This window comes from Ruegeria sp. CDSB113 (assembly GCF_059611045.1).
In genome coordinates this window covers 1-23,077 of record NZ_JBXWOU010000004.1, presented here as the reverse complement: position 1 = coordinate 23,077, position 23,077 = coordinate 1, and the positions used below count along the sequence as shown (strand labels likewise).

Genomic DNA, 23,077 nt, shown 5'->3' with positions numbered 1-23,077 from the left:
GTCTCAGCCTTTCGCTTTCAGGCGCAGCCCGGTCTTTTTCAGGATGCGCGTGGAATAAAGGATATCTTTGACCCGGCAGGCATCGCCCAGAATGGCAGCAATTTCAGCGCGCTTTGCTTCGACCTCGTCACGATCAGCGCCGTGTACCATGGCGAACAGATTGTATGGCCAATCGGGCAGGGCGCGGGGGCGTTCATAGCAATGAGTGACAAAGGGCAACGCACCGATCCGGGCACCTAATTCGGTGATCCGGTCGTCATCCACATCCCAGACGGTCATCCCGTTCGATGTCATGCCCAATTTGTAGTGGTTCGGCGCGGCAGCGATGCGACGGATCACACCGCGCGACTTCAACTCGGCCAAGCGGTACAAAAGGGCATCTTCATCCATGCCAAGTATCTCGGCCACCTGCGCATAGGGCGCGGGCACAAGGGGCAGGCCGCCTTGCAGCGCCTCGACAATCTCTCGATCTCTTGCGTTGATCATGCCGCCACCCGAAAGCCGATGAAAAATTCCTGTAGTTTGGGGAAACGAAGAACGCAGATTCCCGTTTCCCGTTCGATTGCATCAGCAGTGCCCACGATCCCCTCGGGAGTTTCGGTGGCCAGCACGAACCACATGTTCAGCCGGTGCGTACGTTCATAATTGTGGGCAACCTCTGCATGCGCATTGACTTTGGTCAGGACGGTTTCGAATTCTTCAGTTGGCACCGCCATTGCACACAGGCAAAAAGCGCCCCCCATGGCGGCGGCGTCGAAGAACGGACCAAAGCGGGTGATCACTCGGGCGTCTTTCATACGGGTCAGGCGGTTAAGCACTTCGCTTTCAGGAATGCCCAACTCCTCTGCCACGGCTACATAAGGGTGCGATACCAAGGGCAGATCGTCCTGCATTCGGTTCAGGATCGCGCGGTCGGTTCCATCCAGTGTCATGCGGCGGCCTCTTTCGGTTGGATCAGCGCGCCGGTCTGTTTGAAACAGCGCGTCGAGAACAAAACCTTGTGCTGCGCGCCAAACAGGTCCGGCAGCGCGCGCGCACTGGCCAGAATCTCCAGCGCTTCGCTGCGGGTTCGGGCGTGGATCATTGAGTAGAGGCGATAAGGCCAGACCCCTTCGACCGGGCACCGTTCATAGCACAAGGTCACTCCGGGGTGGGCTGCAAGGGCGGGACCGGCGGTGTCGATCTGCTCGGATGGCATGTCCCAGACAATCATTGCGTTGGCTGACCATCCGAGCGCACGGTGACGCACGATCACGCCCAGGCGCGATATGATACCGGCCCTGTGCAGTACCTCGATCCGATCCATCACATCCGCAGCGTCGCGACCTATTGACTGGGCCAGTACGGCATAGGGTTCAGCGACCAGCGGCAAACCCGAACTGAGGGCTTGAAGCAACGCGCGATCGCCGTCTTGCAAGACCGATCGATCTATCTTGCGCGGGCTTGGAACGTTTCGGGTCTGGCCGGACATGCGAAACCCCAGATCCACGTTGAACGGACGAACCAACCGAAGGTCGAGAACCTGCAGCCCTGTGCGCTGGGCAATCCGAGCCAGCGTGTCATTGACATGCGCCCGGTCCGGACCGGTTGCCACGAACCAGAGGTTCCATTCGTCCTCGCGCTGGTAGTTATGGTTCACACCCGGTTCGGCGTCGATCAGAGCGGCCACTTCTTCCAGGCGTTCACCCGGTGCAGCGACGGCGGCCAGAGTGCTGGCAGAAACCGCGCCAGGGGCAATGGTCGCGCCGACTCTCGTAATCCGGCCGGTCGCCCGCATTCGGGCTAGGCGATCCAACACTTCAATCTCGTCCAGCCCCAACGTGAAAGCCAAAACCTGGAAAGGGTGGTCCGTTAACGGAAAATTGCGTTGAAACTCATCCAGCAGGCGGCGATCGATCGGGTCGGTGATATGTTCCATCGCCTACAGCCCCGTTTTGTGCGCGCGGGCAGTGAAGAAGATACCAGATGGGCTGTCCGCCTCGATCTCGCGTAGCTTTTCGAAGGTTTGTGTGTCGTAGACGATGACCTTGTTGGCATCCCGCACGCTGATCCAGACCTCATGCCCGCGCGGAGTGAACTCCATATGCAGCACGGCGGGCCCTGGTTTGAACTCGCGGATAATCTTTTTACTGACACTGTCGATCACCTGAATCGTGTCGTTCAACGGGTGGGCAAAATTCACCCAGACCTGCCGTCCGTCGGGCCGCGCCATGGCAAAGACCGGTTGACCGTGAGTTTGCGTCCGACCGGTCTCGGTCAGAGTATCGGCGTCGATCCATAGAACCTCGTGATGACCAACTGCAGGCAACACGAATTCGCGCCCGGTCAGCGCCCAGCCTTCCAAGTGAGGCATCTTGTAGACAGGCATTTCCTCTTGCCCACGGCCATAGTCGGGTAACACGCGGATTGGTTCGGGGTTGTCGGCCCAGAGGTCCAGCGCTGTCAGCCCGTCTTCGCCGAATAGCCCGGTGATGTAGGTCCGACCATTGGCGGTAATAAGCGCGTCATAGGGGTTCTTGCCCATCTCTTGGATCTTGGTGATTTCGGGGGTGCCCGCTGAGAAATCGGCGATCCAGGTCTCGCCCGTGTCCCACATGGTGAACACAAACCGGCGGCCCGGTGCATCGACCAGACCGATGGTTTTGCTATCGGTGGGGATGTCCGCGACCATCTCGAGCGTCTCGGCATTGAAGACGCGAATACCGCCGGGTTCATAATTCGATACGGCCACCAGTTGACCGTCATCCGAGATAGCACCGCCGATGGCGTTGCCTGCCTGCACGACCCGGTTCACGATCTGGCGAGTCACAATATCGACCTTGGTCAGCCCACCATCGCGTCCGAACACATACGCGAAACGTTCATCAGGCGAATAGACCAGTGAAGCGTGGGACAGATCACCTAAGCCTTCGATCCGTGCCAACGCTGCCCGGTCAGATTGATCCACCAGCAGAACCGAACCGTTGGCACGTTCGACTACCAGACCTAAATCGCCTGTGGCGGTGGGCTCGGCCTGCGCCGTTGTCATCATTAGGGTGGCTGCAAGGCTAAGGATGAGGTGTTTCATTGTGCCTCCGATTCCAGAAGATAGCGGGCGATCCATTCGGCCTCTTCCTCGCTGATCAGGGGCCGCCACGGGGGCATTGCGGTGCCGGGGATGCCATCAAGGATGACGTCGGTCAGAACGTTTGCATCGTAATGCTCTAGCGATTTGGACCGCAGATCCGGCCCAAGGCCACCCTTCAAAGACAACCCGTGGCAAGAGCCGCAATCCTGATGCACAAGCCGTTTCAGGGCGTTGCCATCCAGCACGTCGGCGGCAAGGGCCGAGGTGGCGATGAGGACGGCTGTTGTGAGAAAAGCGCGTGAGGCCCATGCCGGAAGCCCGCCGTTCGATTGGACGACACTAACCATGGGCCTGCTCCAGCAGGTTCGTCACAGGTTGATCCGCGTAAAGGGTAACCACTTGCCCGACGATAAACAGCGTCGGGGCCTTCAGATCCGCCTCGCGCACATCCGCTGCCAATTTGTCCAGTCTTGAAACAAGTCGACGCTCGTCTGGCGTTGTCGCTTTGCCTACGGCCAAAACAGGCGTCGAGCCCGGCAGGTTTTCCGTCATCAGGCCCATGGCGATCTGACCAATATTTGCGACACCCATGTAGATGACTAGCGTTGCGTCAGGATCGGCCAGCCGTTTCCAATCCAGGTCCAGCACCTTGTCGGCTTGCCTGTGACCGGTGACATATTGAACCGAGGTTGCCAGGCCGCGATGGGTCAGCGGCACGCCAGTGGAGCTGGATGCCCCCTGTGCGGCAGTGATGCCCGGCGCGTATTCAATCGCGATACCGTGGGCCATCAGATACGCGGCCTCTTCCGAACCACGTCCAAAGATCATCGGGTCGCCGCCTTTCAAACGCGCAACGCAATGGCCTGCGCGGGCTTCTTTGACCAGAATGTCGTTGATGCGATCCTGTGGCACCGAATGGCACTTGGGCGCTTTGCCGACCGGGATCAGCCGCGCGCCGGGGGCATGCAGGTCCAGAATGTCGGTCGAGACCAGCCGGTCATAAACAACCACATCGGCCTCTTGCAGCATGCGCAGTGCGCGCAGGGTCATGAGTTCGGGGTCGCCGGGACCGGCACCAATCAGAAAAACCTTACCGCTCATGTGCAAACTCGCTTGGTCTGAATGTCTTCGAAACCCGGGTCCATTCGGCGAATTGAGGACGTCGCTGGGCCAGCCGGGCGTGTCATGTGGGCAGGTTTGCGCATTAACCGCGCGACTTCCTTGACTAAAGTTAAGGAGCGCGGGATTTGCGCCCGCGCTCCTTTCTTTCTGCCTGTATTTTTGCCTCGGCTCAGGGTTCGACTGTGATCATTCCGATCATGTTCTGTGTCTCCCAATGCGGGCCGCACAGGTATTCCTGCGGACCCGGGGTAAGGAAGGTAATCTCGACCGTTTCTTCAGGGAACAACCGGTCGCTTTCCGGCTTGCCGCCATCCTTCAGCAGGACCGAGTGGCTGGTCCGTTTGTCGACATTGACCCAACGGACTGTGGTGCCAGCCTTCACGGTCAGTTCGGCCGGGCAGAAATTGTATTTGTACATCAGCACCACCTCGGCATCCTCGACGGCCGAAGATGATTGACCCAAAAGCTCGACATAACGGTCCTCAGCCTCGGCGCAGATCTCGGCGGCCTCATCCGCCCATGCGGGCAAAGACAGAAGAAGCAAGGCGGGAAGAAGGTGTTGAGGCTTCATCGTCCAAATCTCCTTTCCAAAAAGAAAGGGGCCGGAATACCCGGCGCCGTTTCGTTATTGTTTGACCACGTTGATGAACGCGCTGTCGTCATCCAGCGCCAGGCTGGTATCCAGCGTCACATGGTGGAACCGCGCCGCGGCAAAATCGTCGTGGATCGCAAAACCAACCGTGTAGGTCTGACCAAGCTCAAGCGGGATGTCGCCAGGCGCGCCTGAATTCAGCGGGCGGGTAAACACAACGGTCCACATACCGCTGGCCAGATTGGCCGAGGCGGCGATTTCACCGTCATTGACTACGCGCTGTTCCAGCAGATAGCCGTTTGTCGCACTGCCATCGGCATAGACCCGCATCAGGTCAAGATAGGTGCCATCGGCCAGGTACTGCTCGATCTGTGCTTCGGCCTCCAGCTTGTCCCAACCGCCCAGAGCTTTGCCGCGACGGCCTTTGACCTCGACATCTGTACGGCTTTCGCTGATGTATTTGGTCACCGTATCCTGAGTGGCCAGACGGCCCGAAACGTCACCATTTGCGGCAATCGCATCCGCCTCAGGTGCGAAGGGCATATAGCTGTTGTCGGCATGGCACGAAGCCCAGCAGCCAACCTGATCGCCCAGCTCGATCCCAGTGCCGGTGATCATCATGGCGACCTTGATCTGGTTGTCAGGGTCCATCTTTCCACCGTCCGCGAAAGGCGCGGGATTGTGACCTGCATCCGGCCATTGCAGGCGGATATACAGGTTCTCGTCATCATGCGCTGCCTGAACGGTTGCGTCGATCACGCCGCGTTTGCCGGGGATTGGGGTCGGCTCCAATTCGCCGCCCGCAACAATCTTGTTGCCGATCGTGTCCAGCTCTTTGGCGTGGCAGGTCGTACACTGGTCGCCCCCTTTGGTCAGAGGACGGGCACCGCCGTGGGACTTACCGTTTTGGACCCATTCAAACGAAGCTTGACCGGGGTAGAACAGTTTCAAGTCGGCGCTGGCAACCGCGTTCCAGTCGACATTCGCAGCGACGTCGCCACCATCCCCACCACCTGCGGGTGCTCCGGCTTCCTCGCCGCTGGATTTGGCGCGTTCTTCCGCCACGGCTGCATCCACAGCAGCTGCAATCTGAGCTTGCACGGCTTCATTCTGCGCCAGTTTGGCCGCTTTCTCGGTTTCGGCTTCTGCGGCTTCCTTGGCTTCGATCCGTTCAAGGCTGGCCATGTATTCCGGCGGGATCTGACGAATAAAATCCGGGTTCGGCGCTTCAAGCTCTTCCAGATACTCTTCGTCGGCCCGGTCGCGGGCGTCCGAGTGCGCAATCCCCTTGTGACAGTCGATACAGGTCTGGCCCACGGTCATCGCGTTCAGGTGCTGTTGACGCGCGCGGGGTTTCTGGAATTCAGGCATCATCGATTCAAAGTCGTGACAGTTGCGGCATTCACGCGAGTCGGTGGCCTTCATCCGTTCCCACTCATTCATCGCCAGATGCACGCGTTTGGCTTCGAACTTCTCACGCGTATTGATGGTGCCAACCACCTTGCCGTACAGCTCTTTGGACGCCTTGATCTTGCGGATCATCTTGTGGGTCCAGTCCTTCGGCACGTGGCAGTCAGAACAGACTGCACCGACACCGGACCGGTTCACGTCATGGATCGTGCCGGTGTATTCTTCGTAGACAAAATCGCGCATCTCATGACAAGAGATACAGAAATCTTTGGTGTTGGTGGCTTCCATGGCGGTGTTGAATCCGCCCCAGAAGATGATGCCGCCGACAAAGGCTGCGGCAATACCGGCCACGGGCATTCCCCATAGGAAATATCGGCGCCAGATCGGTTTCTTTTTTTCTGGTTCGGAGGTCATATCCGGGCTCCGTATTGGCTTTCTTGTCTGGCCTCATTTGTCAGGCCGGTGAATTTGGCTGAGCTGTCAAACAAAGAAAGGGCGGGCGAGGGGCCCGCCCTTTCCAAAGTTGGTTTAGAACCCGTCAGGTCACGTGGTTCGACCGGTTGTAGACGTTGAATTTGCCGGTGGGCGCAAACAGCCCCTTCACGCGGCCGATCTCTTCCAGCGTCTTGGAGTCGTAGATCACGATCTCACCGTTCGCTTCTTTCGAGGTCGAGCGGTTCCACTTGGAAACCCAAACCTCGGAACCGTCCTGGTTGAACTCGAAGTGGACGGCGACATTGCCTTCCTCTTCGGTGATCTGGATCGTTTTCACGATCTCACCAGTGGCCTTGTCGATGACCTGCACCGATTGCTGAACCTCAGGCTCAGGGTGCTTGGTCTGGTCGGCCCAGATATAGTCCGATTCCGGGTGTGTCCGAATGAACAGACCGGGTCCGTCGGTTTCCACCTCGTAGCAGACTTTCCAGGCGTCGTCCGGGCGCCCCTCGGGGTCGTTGCCCCAGACGGTGACAGTGCCTTCGCCCAGGTGGGTCGTACCGGCAACCGGGCCACAATTCGGGTCTTCCCAGTTGGCGCCCGGACCGGGGTGTGGCAGCGGCGCAGTGTCGATCATGGCTTCTAGTTTGTGGGTCTCGGTATCGACCACAACCATCTTGTTCGACGCGTTGGCGGCGATCTGGAAGTAACGGCCGGTTGGATCAAAAAAACCGTCATGCAGGAACTTGGCGCTGTCGATCTTGTCGATCCGCAGGTTGTCCAGATCGGAATAATCCACCTGCCACAGCTGACCGAGTTCCTTCACGGCCACAATCCATGTGGGTTCATTCGGGGTGGTGTAGATTGCGGCCACGCGAGCCTCTTCCACATAGTCCCCGTCCACATTGTAGCCCCGGGTAGAGACAACCTTTTTCGGTTCCATTGTGTCGGCATCCACGATTGCAAAATGCGGTGGCCAATATGCCCCACCGATCACATATTTACCGTCGCCAGATACGGCTACGTCGCGGGCGTCATAGCCAATGGTCACCTCGGCCACGAGCATGTTTTCAGGATTCTGCCACAGGTCGATCTTGGTCATCTTGCCGTCGCGGCCCATAGTGTACCAGAAGCGGCCAGGGTTTTCGGGTTCCTCCAGCTTGTGATGCTCGGACGCTTTCAGGACGTGAACGGCATAACCTGTCGGAATATGTGCCAGCACTTCCTTGGTGTCGCCGTCGATCACGGCCACCTTGCCCACGTCACGTTCGATAACCACGAAGAAGTTTTCCCAGTTGCGGCCATGCAGTGGCTCGGTCGGGTAATCTTCGGGTTCGACATAGACCTTGCGGGTCGCCATCATCTGCTCAAGAGACATTTCCGGCGGCTTGGGCGGCTCCATCTGAATGTAGGTTGCCATATTGCGGATCTCGTCCTCGGACATCACGTCCGAGAAGTTGTTCATCCCGCCTTCGGTGCCCCAGGCGATAATTTTTTCGAGCCGTTCCTGTCCCAGTTTCAGGGTGCCGGATTCGGTCACGGTGCCGTCGGCGTTTTTCGTTTCCACCAATGGTTCAAGGCTTTTACCGGTCGCCCCTTTGCGCAATACGCCATGGCACCCGGCGCAGCGTTCAAAGTACAATTGTTTTGACGATTCAAAGGCGTCCTTATCAAGGGTTGGCTCTTCGGCGAGTGTCGGGGCAGCGACGCTGCCCAGCAGCATCGCCAAACCGACCCCAAAGGCACGGCCAGTTTTTTTGTAGCTGATTCCAAGTGACATGATCACTCTCCATTTGCTGGTGAGGCAGGTCCAAGGGTGGCCCATCGTGGCCTTCCGCTCCTTGACGAAAGTCAACGGATGGCGCGCAAACAGGGGCATGGATGCAAAAAATGCGCAAAAAAACCTTAGAAATTCTGTGTTCTAGGGACATGTTTTCCGCCGGTTTTGATTTTGGTTAAGTGCTGCACACAGATGGGATGTTAGGGCTTGGGAAAACGACCAAGGAGAGCAGCCATGCCCGCAATCATCACCCGGATATTTGGTGAGGGGTTCCGCGTATTCTTTCTGTCCGCCGGATTGTATGGCCTGTTTGTCGGATTGGTTTGGGGGCTGTGGTTGACGGTGCCTTACCTGTCGCCGGATTACGGCATGACGCCGCCCATGTGGCACGCGCATGAGATGATCTTTGGATATGCGACCGCAGCGTTGGGCGGCTTCTTTCTGACGGCAGTGCCAAACTGGACTGGCGCGCCGGACGTGCGCGCGCGGTTTATTGCGATCGCGGCCGGGGTGTGGCTGGCTGGCCGTATGGCGATGTGGTTTTCGGGTGTATTGCCGCCGGTGGTGGTTGCAGCGGTGGACCTTGCTTTTGTTCCGATCCTCGCGGCGAAGATCGCGACGCAGCTGATGCGCCGACCAAAACCACAGAACCTGATTTTCCTCTTGCTGCTCAGCTTGATCTGGGTCGCGGACTTGCTGACCCATCTGGAGTGGATTGGGTTGACGGATGACACGTTGCAATCTGGGCTGCGGGCGGGTCTGCTGGCGCTCTGCGCGATGATTGCCATTCTGGGCGGACGGATCACGCCGGCCTTTACCCGTAATGCCATGAAACGCGCCGGTGTGCCCGAAACGGATTGGCCCGTTTCCGTCGGTGCATTGGACAAGCTGGGTATCGGACTGTCGCTTATCCTACCGTTGAGCGTTTTGGCATCAGGCGATTGGGGTGCTGCCGGTGTAGTTGCCCTGGTGTTGGGCGTCGTGCAAATCCTGCGCATGGCCCGGTGGCGGACAGCTTGGGCCGCACGGGAGCCGATCCTGCTGGCGCTGCATCTGGGGTTGGGCATGCTGGCACTGGGTCTGATCCTGTGGGGGTTGGCGGTTCTGGGCATTGGCAATGAGGTTGCAGCCTTGCATGTCCTTGGTATCGGTTGCGTAGGTGGCATGACATTGGCCGTCATGAGCCGCGCTGCGCTTGGACATAGCGGTCGCGCGCTGGTCGCGCCTGGGCTGATGGTTGTAGCCTATGGTTTGATGGCGGTGGCCGCACTGTCGCGCTGGGTCGGGGCCGAGTTGAATGCGGGCTATCTCGTCGCGATGCTTTTGTCGGACGGTTTGTGGGTCACCGCCTTTGCGCTTTACCTGATCTCGATGTGGCCTGCTTTGACCGGCCCGCGCGCAACGCGGAGCTAGACACCTCGTTGTTCCAAGAGGCTAATGTCACTCGATCAACGATCGGCTGTTCTTGATGTGGCGTTGCACCATGTGCCGAACCTGCTTGCCTTTGGTAGGAATCGGACGGGCGGATGGTGGGACGAAACCCTCTGTGGCCAGGGCGGGAAACAGCTCCAGCATTTCTGCCCGCGCCTCGGGCGGCACAGTCCTAAGGGCTTCGGAGCCGGCAAACAGACTTTCGGATGGGGCGCCTTCGGCAAAGACGATCTCATGCTGTTCGAAGAGCATGTGATAATATTCGACCGATTCCGCGTCTTCCTCGACGGATATTCCGGAAATGCCGACCAGCGAGTGTGCAGCCACAAGGATTTCGCTGGTTTCGAACATACGGATCGCAACAGCTGATCGCACCAGCATGCGATGCTGTGGAGACACCAGCAAGTCCCGCTGCGGCAGCCCGCTGCCGAGTGCACCCGCCGCGATACGGATGGGTCGGAGCTTGGGCTTTTCCAACAACTCCTGGCTGGTCAGCGCGCGAGCACCGATCCAGCGAATACGCTGCGGACCCCGGTCCATCGTCACCACCTCATCCCCGACTGCAAGCGTCTCGATAGGGCGCATGCCATTTGGCGTCTCGATCAGCGTACCCTTTGTGAAACACGGCACAACCGTATCAACCGGAATGTCCGGGCCATTGTCGGTCAATTCGATAATAGTGAGCGTCGTGTTCAGAGGAGGGACGCTGCCGTCAATAAAGCCAAGGAAGTAACCCTGCTCAGCGGAGTCGGTATTCATAGACCCGTTGTTGTTGATGTCCCAATCCATGACGCCGATTTCATAAGTATTGCCATCTTCATCACGGACCCGGATGGTGTAATCCCAATCAAACGCGCGCCCAAGATATGTCTGGGTTGGGTCATTGGGAGTTTCATTGGATACGTTGTCCCCGTCGATGATCGTAGGATCGGCACCGTCGGAAATCGTAATCTGGCTGTATTGAGATATCTGGAATGTAGTATTGACTTGGTAAAGCTGCGCCTGACTGGTCGACATCGTCGAGTCAGAACGGAATGCACCGTAAATATCAATTGCCATCGTTACCCTGACCTTTGTGTGCTTTGCTTCTGCGAGGCCGCGCAAAAGCGACGCTACTGAGTGCTCACGAAAAAATGTTGCTAAGTCTGGCGACGTTTTTCAAGGCGTTAAGACGGCATTTTTGGGGTATTTAGACCAATTGTAGGTGCAATAGTCTCCCGCAGGCCACAGTCGGGTTGGTCTTTTGTTGCGGGCTCTGGGTGCTTCATCAGCGATGTTTGCCAGTCTTGACTTTCGTTAAGGCGCTGCACCGTCCCCAACTGCATGCTGATCTTCACAAGCTAATCTGCGCAAAGGAGAGCGCGATGCGAGAAGTCATGACCAAGAGCATGGCCCGCAATATTTTCTATGGCGGGTCACTGTTCTTTATTCTTATCTTTCTGGCTTTGTCGGCCCATTCCCACTGGTACATCGTGAATTCCGAGAATGCCGCGAATCTTGATGACAGCGTGGTGCGGGGCAAACATGTCTGGGAAAAACACGCCTGTATCAATTGTCACACGATCCTGGGTGAAGGGGCTTACTTTGCCCCCGAGGTCGGCAACGTGATGACCCGGTGGGATGTTCTGGATGATCCGGAATCGGCTTTTGATGCCCTCAAGGGATGGATGGAAGCACAGCCTACCGGCATCCCCGGACGTCGGCAGATGCCGCAATTCAACCTTAGCGATGAAGAAATCCGTGATCTGACCAACTTCCTGATCTGGACGGATAATATCGATGCTCAGGACTGGCCGCCCAACGAGGCTGGCTGAGGAAGGGAACGGAGCAATGAAATACGAATCCCAAAAAATTGCCTACGCCTACTTTGCCGTAGCGATGGGCCTGTTCGCGATCCAGGTAATCGGCGGTCTGATCGCCGGCTGGATTTATGTATCGCCCAATTTCCTGAGCGAGCTTCTGCCGTTCAACATTGTGCGGATGCTACATACAAATGCGTTGATCGTCTGGTTGATCCTGGGCTTCTTTGGTGCGGCCTATTTTCTGATCCCGGAAGAGGCCGAGCGTGAGATCCATTCGCCCATGCTGGCCTATCTGCAACTGATCATTTTGGTTGTCGGTACACTGGGCGTGGTTTTGACCTATACGTTCAACTTGTTCGAAGGAAACTGGCTGCTGGGGAAAGAGGGGCGCGAGTTCCTTGAGCAACCCAAATGGGTCAAGGCGGGCATCGTCGTGGCCGCACTGATCTTCCTTTACAACGTGTCGATGACCGTTCTGAAGGGCAAGAAGACCGCGATTACCAACATCTTGTTGCTGGGTCTTTGGGGGCTGGCGCTGCTGTTCCTGTTTGCCTTCTACAACCCGGGCAACCTCTCGCTGGACAAGCAATACTGGTGGTATGTTGTCCACCTGTGGGTCGAAGGTGTGTGGGAACTGATCATGGCCTCGATCCTGGCCTACTTGATGCTGAAGCTGACCGGTGTTGACCGTGAGGTAGTCGAAAAATGGCTCTATGTCATCGTCGCCGCCGCGCTGTTCTCAGGCATCCTGGGCACCGGCCACCACTATTATTGGATCGGGACACCGGCCTACTGGCAGTGGATCGGGTCGATCTTCTCAAGCCTCGAGGTGATCCCGTTCTTCGCGATGATGGCCTTTGCCTTCGTCATGGTCTGGAAGGGCCGTCGGGACCACCCCAACAAGGCCGCGCTGCTGTGGTCGCTTGGCTGTGCCACGCTTGCCTTCTTTGGCGCTGGCGTCTGGGGCTTCCTGCACACGCTGCACGGGGTGAACTACTATACCCACGGTACGCAGATCACCGCAGCCCACGGTCACCTGGCCTTTTACGGTGCCTATGTCTGCCTCAACCTGGCGATCTTCAGCTATGCCATGCCGATCCTTAAAAACCGCGATCCGTACAATCAGGTGATGAACATGGGGTCGTTCTGGCTGATGACCAGCGGTATGGTCTTCATGACCTTCGTGCTGACTTTCGGCGGAACCGTGCAGACGCACATGCAGCGCGTGGTCGGAGACTACTTCATGGACGTGCAAGACCAGATCGCGATCTTCTACTGGATGCGCTTTGGGTCCGGAGTTGTGGTGGTCCTTGGTGCCCTGTTGTTCATCTACTCGGTCTGGGTGCCTCGCAAAGAGATCATCGAGCCGGGCGCAGCTGAAACCCCAGCGGAGTGATGCAAATGGATGGCTCCATTCAAATGGGAACGGGGGCGGCTGGCGCCCCCTTCTACCTGCCCCAACGCGATGAATGCGATGTATTCACCGCCGCCTATACCAACAACTTGCCGGTCCTGCTGAAAGGTCCGACAGGCTGCGGAAAAACCCGATTTGTGGCTCATATGGCCGCGCATCTAGGTCGGCCCCTCTACACAGTGGCTTGCCACGACGATCTGGCCGCCGCAGACCTGATCGGTCGCTATCTGCTAAAGGGGGGCGAGACCATCTGGGTCGACGGCCCTCTGACCCGCGCTGTCCGCGAGGGCGCAATCTGCTATCTGGATGAGGTGGTAGAGGCCCGCAAAGACGTGACCGTCGTACTGCACCCGTTGACTGACGACAGACGTATCCTGCCGATCGACCGCACGGGCGAAGAACTTGAGGCCACACCTGGCTTCATGCTGGTGGCCTCGTACAACCCCGGTTACCAGAACATCCTGAAAACCCTGAAACCCTCGACCCGTCAGCGTTTTATCTCGCTGGAGTTCGACTTTCCATCACCGGAAATGGAGGCCGAAGTCGTCGCCCAGGAAAGCGGTCTAACACTGGAACGCTGCAAGCCACTGGTGCGCCTTGCAGGCAAGCTGAGGGGCCTCAAAGGTCAGGATCTAGAGGAAGGCGTTTCCACCCGTTTGGTCATCTACGCTGCGACTCTGATCGCACAGGGCATGTCGACCGACCGCGCCATCCTCGCCGCCATGATCGAACCTCTGACCGATGACGAGGATATCAAACGCGGGCTCCTCGATCTTGTCACGGCTGTCTTTGGGTGAGGCCGGCCAATGGTCAAGATCGAATTTGAGCCATGGGAACCCGAAGAAACGATCGGGAAACTGTGGCACACCCTTGCCAGCCGCTTCGATGCACCTGAGGTGCATGTTGGAGCCGCGGTCGACCTTTCTGAGGTCGCGGGGCGGCTGGCTGTCCTCTTCCGAGGACTTGGGGGTAGTCCGGGCGTAGAATTACGCCCGGTCTCACCCGAGGTTTCCCGCCATCGCCTAAGCTGGCGCCGTCGGCTGGCCACTGAGGTGGAACTGATGCCGCGCGCTTCGTTTGATGGCGAGGTTCTGCGCCTGCCGGACCGTTTGGCGGTGTTTCCCGTGCGCGCGGCCAACGGCGCACTGTACGTCTGGCTGGCGGCTGCGGCGGCCCATGCCGGAACCCGAATTGATGACGATGATCCGTTACGCGCTGACTTGAGTGCGCTGATCGCCGCGCAAGAAATGGTTGCGGCGACGCTGCAGGACGCCCCCGGCCTTCGCCCGCTGTATACCGAGCTTTGCAAAGGGCTGCTGCACCAGCGCGACGTACCCGATCTGCCCCCGGTCGAGGCCGCCGTCGAAGAACTGGTCCGCCAAATGCTGGGTGATACCACGCCGCTTTCGCCCCGGGCAGAACAGCTTCGGGCGCTTGACGATGACCTTACCGCCTCGCGCAGCTATCAGCATTTCCGTCCGGTTCCGCTTTGGCCGGAATTGCGTGCCGTCGGCTTTTCCGAACATAACGAGGTTGAAAACCCGGACACCGAAGGCCCGCCCGAGGAATCGGGCGAAAAGACCCATCGGGCGCGCCGCCGCAAATCGGATCAGGCATCCCGCAGTGACAGTTTCATCCTGCACAAGTTCGAAGCCATCCTCAGCTGGGCTGAGTTTCTTAACATCAATCGCCGTATCGATGACGATGATCCCGACAACGCCAAAAAGGCTGCCGACGACCAAGAAGAGATTGGCCTAGGACAAATCTCCAAAGCCCCTCCCACCAAGCTGAAACTGCATTTGGACCTCGCCCCAGAAGATGTGAACCGAGAACGTTTGTCGGGCCGCATCCTCTACCCCGAGTGGGACGTGCGCACGGGGCAATATCTGCCCGACCACGTGAACGTTCTGCTCTCGGATGCCGAAATTCGCGATGACGCGGCTGCGTTCGGAAAGGACCCAGCGACCGCCCGCCGGATCCGCGCCGTTAAGCGCCAATTTGAAGCCCTTCGCCCAGGTCGTGTTATGACGCGCGGCCATCTGGATGGCGACCAACTGGATATCGAGGCCGCCGTTCGAGCGCAGGTCGATCGCTGCGCCAATGGCGAAGGAACCGAGCGTATCTGGATGCAATCCCGTCCCGAGGCGCGCGACCTTGCCGTCTCGATCCTGCTGGATGTCAGCCGCTCCACTGAAAGCGCCGTCACAGGCCGGGCCGTGATCGACATCGAACGTGAGGCGCTGGCCGCGCTCGCTTGGGGCCTGAACGCCTGTGGTGACGATTTCGCCATCCACGCCTTCAGTTCGCTAAAACGCCAGCGCGTCTACGTACAGCGCTGCAAACGCTTTGATGAGCCGATGGGTGCGACCGTCGAACAGCGCATCGCATCGCTGCGACCGGGCCACTATACCCGGCTCGGGGCTGCGATCCGACATTGTTCAGCCGACCTGGCGGCACAATCGCGAAAGCGTCGCCTGCTGCTGGTCATCACCGATGGCAAGCCCAACGATCTGGACCATTACGAAGGCCGCCACGGTATCGAAGACACCTGCATGGCTGTCCGCGAGGCCCGCCGCGCCGGGCAATCAGTGTTTGGTGTGACCATCGACAAGACAGGCAAAAGCTGGTTCCCCCGCATGTTCGGACAGGGCGGTTTCGCCGCCATCCCCGACCCGCACCGGCTGACCATGGCGCTGCCGCAGATCTACCGCCAACTGGTCGGCGCATGAGCGACACCTCCCTGATCGACGAGCTTCCGGGTGAGTTGTTGATGTGGGTGCTCATCATCTCGGAGCTGCTGGTATTCGGGGCAGGCTTGATCGCCTTCATGGCGGTTCGCCTGACCGACCCGGCGGGCTTTGCTGAGGCGCAGTCGCATCTCTATCGCACGGGTGCGGCCTTCAATACAGCAGTGCTGGTCACGTCAGGTTACCTCGCCGCGCAGGCGCTGCTTTGGCGCCGTGCTTGCCATCGTGGCATCGCCCGCCTCGCGCTGATTGGCGCGGCTCTGTTGGGCGTGGTGTTCCTGGTCATCAAAGGTGTCGAATACGCAGGCAAAGCGGCGCAGGGAATCACGTTTGAGACCCACCCGTTTTTCATGTTCTATTTTCTGCTGACCGGCTTTCACGCGGCACATGTGCTGGCCGGAGTGGGTATCCTGCTATTAGTCGCCTGGCGCGACGATGTCCGTAACATCGAGGCAGGTGCGCAGTTCTGGCACATGGTCGATCTGGTTTGGATCATGCTGTTTCCCGTGATCTATTTGCTGGGTTGATAGGCATGCCTAGCGCTTCTTCTTTTCCCAACTCCTCCCGCCGGAGGCATTCGAATCTGCTGACACAGGCATGGATTGCCTTGCTGGCACTCAGCCTGGCATCCACATTGCTGACCATGTTGCCAGTGCACTCGGCCTTACTTGGTGGAGGCATTCTGATTCTGGCGCTGATCAAAGCGCGGGTGATCCTCGCGCGTTACCTGGACCTTGCCGATAGCCCCACGTGGCTGCGCGGGTTCACTTTTGTCATGATCGCCTTCGGGTGCCTTATTCTGGCACTGTTCCTGATCTGAAGCCGTCCGCCATAGTTCCTATTGGATGCTTCGCCATTCAGAGCAGGTCAGTTGAATGATCCACTTTTCATCGAATGGATCGGACCCCCAGGGTCGGGCTGCGGGCGCAGTTTTCACGACAGGGTTGCTGCCGGACTTGTCGACGTATTGAAACTTGTGGTTGAGCGCGATTTTACCCTTTGGGCAGTACGTTGCCCGCAGAACCGATTGAGCCAGATTAATAGCCGGGGTCTTGTTTTGAGAAGCGGAAAACGGCAAAAAGAACTGCGTTGAGTACTGTTCCTTTAATCGGGCATGAAATTTCTTTGTGAACAGACGCTTACTTCCTTGAGCGCAGAGGTTTTCGGAAACCATAACGGTCACAGGCAAGGGGTCTCCGGTACCCGCTCGGGTGTATTGCGCCTTTGCACCACGTTTTGCTGAAATTTCGATTTTAGAAATGCCGCCCGTGTGCTGGATGACGATTTATCGACCTTTCTTGGGGTCTAGGCCATAGAAATCAGCGTCACCACTGGCATGTTTCTTATAGTTGAATACGGGCAAGCGCTTCATGCTGGTGCAGGCACTAACTGCTGCGTGGCTCATGAGAACAAGAACCACAGCAGATAATACAATCCTCATTCGCAACTCACTTTCTTGATGTTATTTAATTCTTTGGGAAGATCGCATTTGCTGCGGGCATAAGGGATTTTCCCGGATATCAGATTGAAGGGATCACCTTTTTGATAGGCAGTGACGAGATAGCCAGCCCGTCCCGTGAAATTGCAGCTCCAAGATCCGCCTCGCTGCAATGTTTGAGGGTTGAACGTGTTCGAATCGTAGCGATAGCAAATCTCGTCCAGCACGATTTTCCATTCGCCCGACACAGCACTGCGATTGCCCGGGTACCAAAGAAAAGCGCGCCCATTGGAATCCAGATACTCGATTTGATAGCCGTGGCCGGTGTCAAAGCTGGCATAGGTAAAACCTGCGCTTGGAAAAGGCGTCTGAACATTCTTTTGCGTACGCAATTCATCGAACATCTTGTCGCGTGGGGTTTCTCGGCTGCACCCACTGAGGGCGAGGACTATACAACCTAAAGGAATAAACTGCTTCATGCTTTCCGGTTAGAATGTGAATTGGGCAGAAGTTTGTCGCGCCGAGAAAACCGTCTCGATGAGGCGGCGATTTTGAAACGAGGGGGCGCTTTGACTATTGCGCCGCCATCGGCATCCGCGCGATCTGGCAGCGGTGCCACAGCGCCGACAGAGCGCCGACCAGATGGTCGATATCTTCATCCGTATGCACGGGCGAAGGGGTAATACGCAAACGCTCGGTTCCTTTCGGAACGGTGGGGTAGTTGATCGGTTGGATATAGATACCGAACTCTTCCAACAGCGTATCCGAGATGAATTTGCATTTCACCGGATCACCGACCATCACCGGGATAATGTGGCTAGGGTTGGGTAGATGTGGAATCCCTTCGGCATCCAACCGGGCCCGGACCTTATCCACGCGCGCTTTTTGAAAGTCACGCTCGGCATTCGACTGCTTCAGATGTCGGATCGAGGCGGCAGCACCTGCCGCAATTGCGGGGGGCAGGGCGGTGGTAAAGATGAACCCGCTGGCAAAGCTGCGAACAAAATCGCACAGCGCAGCCGAGGCGGCGATATACCCGCCAACCACGCCGTATGCCTTGCCTAGCGTGCCTTCGATCACGGTCAGCCGGTCCATCAGCCCCTCACGCTCAGCAATGCCACCGCCACGGGGGCCGTAAAGACCAACGGCGTGAACTTCATCCAGATAGGTCATCGCGCCGTATTTGTCGGCCAAATCGCAGATATCCTTGATCGGAGCGATGTCGCCATCCATCGAATAGACAGATTCAAACGCGATCATCTTGGGCGCGTTGGGGGCGGCCGCGGCCAGTTTCGCCTCGAGGTCTTCAAGGTCGTTGTGCTTCCAGATGACCTTTTGCGCGCGCGAATGGCGGATGCCTTCGATCATCGACGCGTGATTCAACGCATCAGAGAAAACGATCAGCCCAGGGATTTTGGCCGCCAGAGTTCCTAGTGCGGCCCAGTTCGAGACATAACCCGAAGTGAACAGCAGCGCGGCCTCCTTCCCGTGCAGATCGGCCAGTTCATTTTCCAGCAGCACGTGGTCATGTGTTGTGCCCGAGATGTTGCGCGTGCCACCCGCACCTGCACCGCAGCGATCCAGTGCGTCATGCATCGCACCAATCACCTCCGGATGCTGCCCCATGCCCAAATAGTCGTTGGAACACCAGATCCGCACATCTCGCTGCACCGCTCCATCAGTCTGGCGCGCGTTCGGGAAGGCCCCGCAGTTCCGTTGCAGATCTATGAAAACGCGATAGTTTCCTTCATCCCGCAAATCATCAAGGCTCTGGGTGAAAAATCGCTGGTAGTCCATCTCACACACTCCCGGGAATACTGGCTTTGACCTGAGGTTAGGCATGGTGGCGGTGCGATGACATGACAATTGTCAAGTTGTGGCGCAGGAAAAAGCTGGTGCAGAGGATTCAGGTTTGGCATAGCGATAAGGCAACGAATGTACCGGCTGAGAGATTGGCCAGGGAAAAAGGGGGCACTTCTTGGCCCATGAAACACAAAAGGCAATCGCCAGACAGTCGCTATTGCTGAAAAGCCTGCCAGAGCACCATATCGACAAGCTGCTCAGCCATGCGATCTGGCGGCGCTACGACCGGGGTGAGACGATCTTTCTGCAGGAGGAAGAGGCCAAGGCGGTTCACGTGGTTCTGGCGGGTTGGGTCAAGCTGTTTCGCATGGCGCCAACAGGGGCCGAGGCCGTCGTCAGCGTCTTTACCCGTGGCGAAAGCTTTGGTGAGGCGGTTGCGCTGCGCAATGTGCCTTACCCAGTCTCTGCCGAGGCTGTTTCCGCCTGCGAAATCATGCATATTCCCAGCCCGCTTCTTTTGTCCCTGATGCGCGAAGACCCTGAGATTGGCGTGTCGATCCTGGCTTCGACCTTTACCCATCTGCATTCACTGGTCGCGCAGCTAGAGCAACTCAAGGCCCAGACCGGGGCGCAAAGGGTGGCCGAGTTTTTGCTGAACCTGTCCGACAAGGTGTCCGGCGGCTGCGAGGTTGAGCTGCCTTATGATAAAATGCTGATTGCCGGGCGCTTGGGCATGAAACCCGAAAGTCTGAGCCGGGCGTTTTCGCGGCTCAAGCCGGTGGGTGTGAAAATCAACCGTAATCACGCCGAAATCGCGGATATCCAAAGCCTGCGCGACTACGCCGAAAGCGACTCGTCCGAGAAGTAGCGTACATTCCGCTTCACAGGGTTATTTGCGCAGACATTTCAGCATATTTGCTAGCGTTTTTTCGCATATTTGTGTACAATCATGCCAGTTCTGCCGCGTATTTCGGCGGGGGGTGCAGCATGACACACGACCGCAACGGTGGCCCTGACAGGCCGCCCTTGGTTGCGCTCAGCGTCGCCAAGGTCGCTCTTTCGGTTCGGGCCAAGCTGCTGGTGGCTTTTCTAGGAATAACCGGTCTGCTGGTCTGTTTGGTGTTGTTTGGTCTATATGCCTTACATCAGGCCAATCTGCGGTCAGAGACGATGATGCGCGATCAGGAGCGTATTGCGTTTTTCAATGACACCCAAACGACGATCTCGAACCTGAACACACATCTTCTGTCGTTGTTCGTTCCGCAGAATCTGAAAGACCCTCTTCACCACAATGGAATTCTGGGGGCTTCAACGCGTTCGATACTTCACGTCTCGGCGGCGCTGGAGCGCAACCTTGCCCTTGGTTTTCGCAGTTTCGGGCAGCCCGGAATGCCGGATGCACAGGCGATCGCGAACCTTCGATCTGACCTTCAGGACATTTTACCGGCAATCACTGAACTGCGCCGTCTGAACCGCGAAGGCGATCTGTTATCCGCAGCGCAACACGGTATCGACCACATGTTCGAGCCGCTCCAAGCCATGCAGCGCGAGGCGTATACCGTGGCGCAGGATGTCGAACAGGAAGTGCGCGAACTGGCGAGGACAACAGAACAGGCATTTTTGACTTCACGTCTAAGCATTACGGCTGCGGCGATCGCGGCGATTGGGATTGCCCTTTTGTTGGGATATTCGATTTCGTCGTCCCTGTTGTGGCCAATCGAACGCATCCATGCGGTGCTCAGCAAGCTGTCCCGGGGTGGGTTCGACACCCGGATTACGGTTCCCAATCGGGACGAACTGGGCGAGCTGGCGAACCACGTGAACCAGACCAGCGAAAAACTGGGTGCGCTTTACGGGCAAGTCGAAGTGCAAAAAGCCCAACTGGCCGATTTGAATGCAGCGTTGGAAACTCGGGTCGCCAACCAGATAGAAGTGATCGAGCGCACCAATCGTCTGAAGCGCTTCCTGCCGTCTCAGGTGGCAGCGATGATTGTCGGCGCGACGGATGAGGCGGATGTCTTGAGAACCCGTAAGGCCGAGATCACAGTTCTTTTTGCCGATCTGCGCGGTTTCACGGCCTTCGCCACCGTTGCCAATGCGGATCAGGTCGTCGCGGCCCTGAACTCATTTCACGGCACTTGCGGGCCGCTTGTTGAGGCCTGCGGGGGAACGTTGGAACGGTTTCTCGGCGACGGTTTGATGGTTTTGTTCGGCGCGCCTGTGCCGCTGGATGATGCTGCACAAAGAGCCGTTGATCTGGCCCAGAAAATGCAAGTGGATGTCCGAAAGGCGATGGTCCCATACAGGGCCGGTATAGCGCAGCATGGTCTTGGCCTCGGCATTGGGATCGCAACGGGCGCAGCAACCTTGGGTCGGATTGGTTTTGAGGGTCGTCTGGATTACTCGGCCATCGGGCCTGCGCCCAATCTGGCGGCACGCCTGTGTGAAATCGCCAAGGACGGTCAGGTGCTTGTCTCAAATGCAACTGCGCGTCAGGTCCGGATAGATATGACCCCGGCGGGACCGTTCGATCTGAAAGGCATAGGAACCCGCGTTTCGGCCTTTGAATTGGCGCGCCTGGTCGAAAGCCGGGCGGCGCCTCACGTTTGTGCACCCTATCCCTGACAAATGCAGGGAGTTGCGCCCGTCGTAACTTCAAAAGGCGGGGGCAGGCGGTCATGTGCCAGCGATAAGCGCGCCTACAATCTACAAGACTGGGCCAACCAAAACGGCTTCAGTGCGCACTCTGAAGACGGCCCAATGGGAGCGGCAACTCACCCGATGCGTGAGTCAGCGAGTGTGTTTGACTTGAGGTGGGGGTGACGAACCGACTGTTTACCAGGGCGCGGTCCTTTTCGTCCTACCTGGCGGATAACTGTCCCGCAAAGCGTTGATTTCGGATGTCGTCCGGGGATGTCTTGTAATGGGCGCGAAAGGCGCGACCCAAAGCGACGGCAGAAGAAAACCCGGTGGCTGCCGAAATCTCTCGCTGCGACAGATCCGTTGTCCGAAGCAACGTGTCAGCCCGTTCCAGACGAAGTTCTCTGTACGTTGTCAAAAGCTTTGTGCCGGTTCTGTTCAGGAACCGACGCTGCAACTGTCGGGTAGACGTACCCAGCATTTGCGCCAGATCCGAGATCCGCAACGGCTCCTCAAGATTATCACTCATCGTTTCGATGGCTCGGCGCACTTGTGGATCGGCCTCGGACCGTTGGAAAAGCCGGACTGCAAGATGGCTCTTGGCGGTCCTTTTGGGCTCGGACAGGCCGATGTATCCACGCAGAGTGTCTGCGAGGTGCTCTCCGTGATCGATCGAAACGAAATTGGACAACAAGCGTAATGCGCTTAACCGGGTCGATGCGCTGTGCAAACGGTTATCATAGGCCATGTGGATTCCCGAGCCATCCTCGATCAGACCGATTTCCTGCGCTGCGGCCGTGAAGTTGGGGTGCACTGCGGCGACTGTTTTTTCTGCCCGCCCGATCTGAGCAAGCAGCAAAACGGCACTGCCGACAAGTATTGTGCGTGACGACAGGTTCACAACCTGTGAGGTCCAGGATTTCTCAGAGTCATCCAACCGCCAGTTTTCGTGGATATCCCCCCAAAACAGTGCCGTTCGCCCAGACCAGTACAGCGGCCCTCCGACCGGGTCTTTAGCCAACCTGCGAATGTTGATGATGTAAGAATGATGTTCGACCAGCCTGTTCAAGGCATCAAAGAAATCCAGGACGATCTGTGCAGATGCTTCGATGTCCGCGCCAGAGAGGACAACATCGACGTGATGATTTCTGTTGGGTGTTTGCCTGGCAACGCAGGCTTGCCGTGAACGGGCATTTTTGAGGACATAGTGTTTCATTGTTCCTCCACCTGATGGTCTTCGGCTTTGTCCCTCGGGGCACCGCCCATTCCTTATTGCCGACCCCCGAAGTTTTGGGGATCGGCCGTGAGTTTCAGCCCGCTTACTCTGCGGCTTCTTCGTAAGCGTCCATTGGGGGGCATGTGCAGATTAGGTTTCTGTCGCCGTAAGCGTTGTCGA

General features: G+C 57.9%; 22 protein-coding genes. 9 read left to right on the top strand and 13 right to left on the bottom strand.

Annotation, left to right across the window (positions count from 1 at the left end; all coding sequences use genetic code 11):
* Positions 1-3 precede the first annotated feature (3 nt).
* From ahbB (AC2FIS_RS08990) to AC2FIS_RS08950, 9 genes are all read right to left on the bottom strand, one after another.
* Positions 4-486: a siroheme decarboxylase subunit beta gene (gene ahbB, locus AC2FIS_RS08990; protein ID WP_496772947.1), complete on the bottom strand. Its 483-nt coding sequence runs from the start codon at positions 484-486 to the stop codon at positions 4-6.
* The gene (locus tag AC2FIS_RS08985) at positions 483-932 is read right to left on the bottom strand and encodes an Lrp/AsnC family transcriptional regulator (protein ID WP_496772946.1); all 450 of its coding nucleotides are present in this window, start codon (positions 930-932) and stop codon (positions 483-485) included. Before AC2FIS_RS08985 ends, ahbB (AC2FIS_RS08990) begins: the two co-directional genes overlap by 4 nt.
* The gene (gene ahbB, locus AC2FIS_RS08980) at positions 929-1,918 is read right to left on the bottom strand and encodes a siroheme decarboxylase subunit beta (protein ID WP_496772945.1); all 990 of its coding nucleotides are present in this window, start codon (positions 1,916-1,918) and stop codon (positions 929-931) included. Before ahbB (AC2FIS_RS08980) ends, AC2FIS_RS08985 begins: the two co-directional genes overlap by 4 nt.
* A 3-nt stretch (positions 1,919-1,921) precedes the next feature.
* Positions 1,922-3,067, bottom strand: coding sequence for a cytochrome D1 domain-containing protein (locus AC2FIS_RS08975; RefSeq protein ID WP_496772944.1), 1,146 nt, complete (start codon positions 3,065-3,067; stop codon positions 1,922-1,924).
* Entirely contained in the window at positions 3,064-3,414 is a 351-nt protein-coding gene (locus AC2FIS_RS08970; protein ID WP_496772942.1) for a c-type cytochrome, read from the bottom strand. The genes AC2FIS_RS08975 and AC2FIS_RS08970 overlap by 4 nt, the downstream gene beginning before the upstream one ends.
* The gene (cobA, locus tag AC2FIS_RS08965; RefSeq protein ID WP_496772941.1) at positions 3,407-4,168 is read right to left on the bottom strand and encodes a uroporphyrinogen-III C-methyltransferase; all 762 of its coding nucleotides are present in this window, start codon (positions 4,166-4,168) and stop codon (positions 3,407-3,409) included. The genes AC2FIS_RS08970 and cobA overlap by 8 nt, the downstream gene beginning before the upstream one ends.
* Before the next feature lie 190 nt (positions 4,169-4,358).
* Positions 4,359-4,760: a cupredoxin domain-containing protein gene (locus tag AC2FIS_RS08960; RefSeq protein WP_496772939.1), complete on the bottom strand. Its 402-nt coding sequence runs from the start codon at positions 4,758-4,760 to the stop codon at positions 4,359-4,361.
* Positions 4,761-4,814: 54 nt separating this feature from the next.
* A complete protein-coding gene (locus tag AC2FIS_RS08955; RefSeq protein ID WP_496772938.1) occupies positions 4,815-6,605 on the bottom strand; it encodes a NapC/NirT family cytochrome c in 1,791 nt (596 codons plus the stop codon).
* 124 nt (positions 6,606-6,729) lie between these two features.
* A complete protein-coding gene (locus tag AC2FIS_RS08950; protein WP_496772937.1) occupies positions 6,730-8,406 on the bottom strand; it encodes a cytochrome D1 domain-containing protein in 1,677 nt (558 codons plus the stop codon).
* A gap of 234 nt (positions 8,407-8,640) precedes the next feature.
* Between AC2FIS_RS08950 and AC2FIS_RS08945 the strand changes: the two genes are divergently transcribed.
* A complete protein-coding gene (locus tag AC2FIS_RS08945) occupies positions 8,641-9,819 on the top strand; it encodes an NnrS family protein (protein ID WP_496772936.1) in 1,179 nt (392 codons plus the stop codon).
* A 27-nt stretch (positions 9,820-9,846) separates the two neighbouring features.
* On the opposite strand, the gene AC2FIS_RS08940 is transcribed toward AC2FIS_RS08945, so the two are convergent.
* Positions 9,847-10,896 (bottom strand): Hint domain-containing protein, encoded by a 1,050-nt coding sequence (locus tag AC2FIS_RS08940; protein WP_496772935.1) that lies wholly within the window; start codon positions 10,894-10,896, stop codon positions 9,847-9,849.
* Between the two features lie 305 nt (positions 10,897-11,201).
* On the opposite strand from AC2FIS_RS08940, the gene AC2FIS_RS08935 reads away from it, so the two are divergent.
* The 6 genes from AC2FIS_RS08935 to AC2FIS_RS08910 are packed head-to-tail and all read left to right on the top strand — an operon-like array spanning position 11,202 to position 16,620.
* Positions 11,202-11,651, top strand: coding sequence for a c-type cytochrome (locus AC2FIS_RS08935; protein WP_113790844.1), 450 nt, complete (start codon positions 11,202-11,204; stop codon positions 11,649-11,651).
* A gap of 16 nt (positions 11,652-11,667) precedes the next feature.
* Positions 11,668-13,035: a cbb3-type cytochrome c oxidase subunit I gene (locus AC2FIS_RS08930; protein WP_058274912.1), complete on the top strand. Its 1,368-nt coding sequence runs from the start codon at positions 11,668-11,670 to the stop codon at positions 13,033-13,035.
* A 5-nt stretch (positions 13,036-13,040) separates the two neighbouring features.
* Positions 13,041-13,850: a CbbQ/NirQ/NorQ/GpvN family protein gene (locus tag AC2FIS_RS08925; RefSeq protein WP_496772933.1), complete on the top strand. Its 810-nt coding sequence runs from the start codon at positions 13,041-13,043 to the stop codon at positions 13,848-13,850.
* A gap of 9 nt (positions 13,851-13,859) precedes the next feature.
* Positions 13,860-15,782, top strand: coding sequence for a nitric oxide reductase activation protein NorD (locus AC2FIS_RS08920; protein WP_496772931.1), 1,923 nt, complete (start codon positions 13,860-13,862; stop codon positions 15,780-15,782).
* Positions 15,779-16,327, top strand: coding sequence for a cytochrome c oxidase subunit 3 (locus AC2FIS_RS08915; protein WP_496772930.1), 549 nt, complete (start codon positions 15,779-15,781; stop codon positions 16,325-16,327). Before AC2FIS_RS08920 ends, AC2FIS_RS08915 begins: the two co-directional genes overlap by 4 nt.
* 5 nt (positions 16,328-16,332) lie before the next feature.
* Positions 16,333-16,620 (top strand): cytochrome C oxidase subunit IV family protein, encoded by a 288-nt coding sequence (locus tag AC2FIS_RS08910; protein WP_496772928.1) that lies wholly within the window; start codon positions 16,333-16,335, stop codon positions 16,618-16,620.
* 617 nt (positions 16,621-17,237) lie between these two features.
* Here AC2FIS_RS08910 and AC2FIS_RS08905 read toward each other — a convergent pair.
* Together AC2FIS_RS08905 and hemA are read right to left on the bottom strand one after the other, a co-directional pair.
* Positions 17,238-17,717, bottom strand: a complete 480-nt coding sequence (locus AC2FIS_RS08905) for a hypothetical protein (RefSeq protein WP_496772927.1) — start codon at positions 17,715-17,717, stop codon at positions 17,238-17,240.
* A 94-nt stretch (positions 17,718-17,811) separates the two neighbouring features.
* The gene (gene hemA / locus AC2FIS_RS08900) at positions 17,812-19,035 is read right to left on the bottom strand and encodes a 5-aminolevulinate synthase (protein WP_496772926.1); all 1,224 of its coding nucleotides are present in this window, start codon (positions 19,033-19,035) and stop codon (positions 17,812-17,814) included.
* 181 nt (positions 19,036-19,216) lie between these two features.
* Here hemA and AC2FIS_RS08895 point away from each other — a divergent pair, with 181 nt between their 5' ends.
* Both AC2FIS_RS08895 and AC2FIS_RS08890 read left to right on the top strand, forming a co-directional pair.
* A complete protein-coding gene (locus tag AC2FIS_RS08895) occupies positions 19,217-19,909 on the top strand; it encodes a Crp/Fnr family transcriptional regulator (RefSeq protein ID WP_113790837.1) in 693 nt (230 codons plus the stop codon).
* A gap of 119 nt (positions 19,910-20,028) precedes the next feature.
* A complete protein-coding gene (locus tag AC2FIS_RS08890; protein ID WP_496772924.1) occupies positions 20,029-21,666 on the top strand; it encodes an adenylate/guanylate cyclase domain-containing protein in 1,638 nt (545 codons plus the stop codon).
* Between the two features lie 235 nt (positions 21,667-21,901).
* Here the strand turns inward: AC2FIS_RS08890 and AC2FIS_RS08885 are convergent, their stop codons facing one another.
* Positions 21,902-22,897 (bottom strand): helix-turn-helix domain-containing protein, encoded by a 996-nt coding sequence (locus tag AC2FIS_RS08885; RefSeq protein ID WP_496772922.1) that lies wholly within the window; start codon positions 22,895-22,897, stop codon positions 21,902-21,904.
* Positions 22,898-23,077 lie beyond the last annotated feature (180 nt).

What these genes read in the sequence shown, in the direction of transcription:
- AC2FIS_RS08975 (WP_496772944.1), bottom strand. Translation starts at nt 3,067, where the DNA reads ATGAAACACCTCATCCTTAGCCTTGCAGCCACCCTAATGATGACAACG.
- ahbB (WP_496772945.1), bottom strand. Translation starts at nt 1,918, where the DNA reads ATGGAACATATCACCGACCCGATCGATCGCCGCCTGCTGGATGAGTTT.
- hemA (WP_496772926.1), bottom strand. Translation starts at nt 19,035, where the DNA reads ATGGACTACCAGCGATTTTTCACCCAGAGCCTTGATGATTTGCGGGAT.
- AC2FIS_RS08960 (WP_496772939.1), bottom strand. Translation starts at nt 4,760, where the DNA reads ATGAAGCCTCAACACCTTCTTCCCGCCTTGCTTCTTCTGTCTTTGCCC.
- AC2FIS_RS08940 (WP_496772935.1), bottom strand. Translation starts at nt 10,896, where the DNA reads ATGGCAATTGATATTTACGGTGCATTCCGTTCTGACTCGACGATGTCG.
- cobA (WP_496772941.1), bottom strand. Translation starts at nt 4,168, where the DNA reads ATGAGCGGTAAGGTTTTTCTGATTGGTGCCGGTCCCGGCGACCCCGAA.
- AC2FIS_RS08890 (WP_496772924.1), top strand. Translation starts at nt 20,029, where the DNA reads ATGACACACGACCGCAACGGTGGCCCTGACAGGCCGCCCTTGGTTGCG.
- AC2FIS_RS08985 (WP_496772946.1), bottom strand. Translation starts at nt 932, where the DNA reads ATGACACTGGATGGAACCGACCGCGCGATCCTGAACCGAATGCAGGAC.
- AC2FIS_RS08910 (WP_496772928.1), top strand. Translation starts at nt 16,333, where the DNA reads ATGCCTAGCGCTTCTTCTTTTCCCAACTCCTCCCGCCGGAGGCATTCG.
- AC2FIS_RS08930 (WP_058274912.1), top strand. Translation starts at nt 11,668, where the DNA reads ATGAAATACGAATCCCAAAAAATTGCCTACGCCTACTTTGCCGTAGCG.
- AC2FIS_RS08915 (WP_496772930.1), top strand. Translation starts at nt 15,779, where the DNA reads ATGAGCGACACCTCCCTGATCGACGAGCTTCCGGGTGAGTTGTTGATG.
- ahbB (WP_496772947.1), bottom strand. Translation starts at nt 486, where the DNA reads ATGATCAACGCAAGAGATCGAGAGATTGTCGAGGCGCTGCAAGGCGGC.
- AC2FIS_RS08925 (WP_496772933.1), top strand. Translation starts at nt 13,041, where the DNA reads ATGGATGGCTCCATTCAAATGGGAACGGGGGCGGCTGGCGCCCCCTTC.
- AC2FIS_RS08905 (WP_496772927.1), bottom strand. Translation starts at nt 17,717, where the DNA reads ATGAAGCAGTTTATTCCTTTAGGTTGTATAGTCCTCGCCCTCAGTGGG.
- AC2FIS_RS08970 (WP_496772942.1), bottom strand. Translation starts at nt 3,414, where the DNA reads ATGGTTAGTGTCGTCCAATCGAACGGCGGGCTTCCGGCATGGGCCTCA.
- AC2FIS_RS08950 (WP_496772937.1), bottom strand. Translation starts at nt 8,406, where the DNA reads ATGTCACTTGGAATCAGCTACAAAAAAACTGGCCGTGCCTTTGGGGTC.
- AC2FIS_RS08955 (WP_496772938.1), bottom strand. Translation starts at nt 6,605, where the DNA reads ATGACCTCCGAACCAGAAAAAAAGAAACCGATCTGGCGCCGATATTTC.
- AC2FIS_RS08945 (WP_496772936.1), top strand. Translation starts at nt 8,641, where the DNA reads ATGCCCGCAATCATCACCCGGATATTTGGTGAGGGGTTCCGCGTATTC.
- AC2FIS_RS08885 (WP_496772922.1), bottom strand. Translation starts at nt 22,897, where the DNA reads ATGAAACACTATGTCCTCAAAAATGCCCGTTCACGGCAAGCCTGCGTT.
- AC2FIS_RS08920 (WP_496772931.1), top strand. Translation starts at nt 13,860, where the DNA reads ATGGTCAAGATCGAATTTGAGCCATGGGAACCCGAAGAAACGATCGGG.
- AC2FIS_RS08935 (WP_113790844.1), top strand. Translation starts at nt 11,202, where the DNA reads ATGCGAGAAGTCATGACCAAGAGCATGGCCCGCAATATTTTCTATGGC.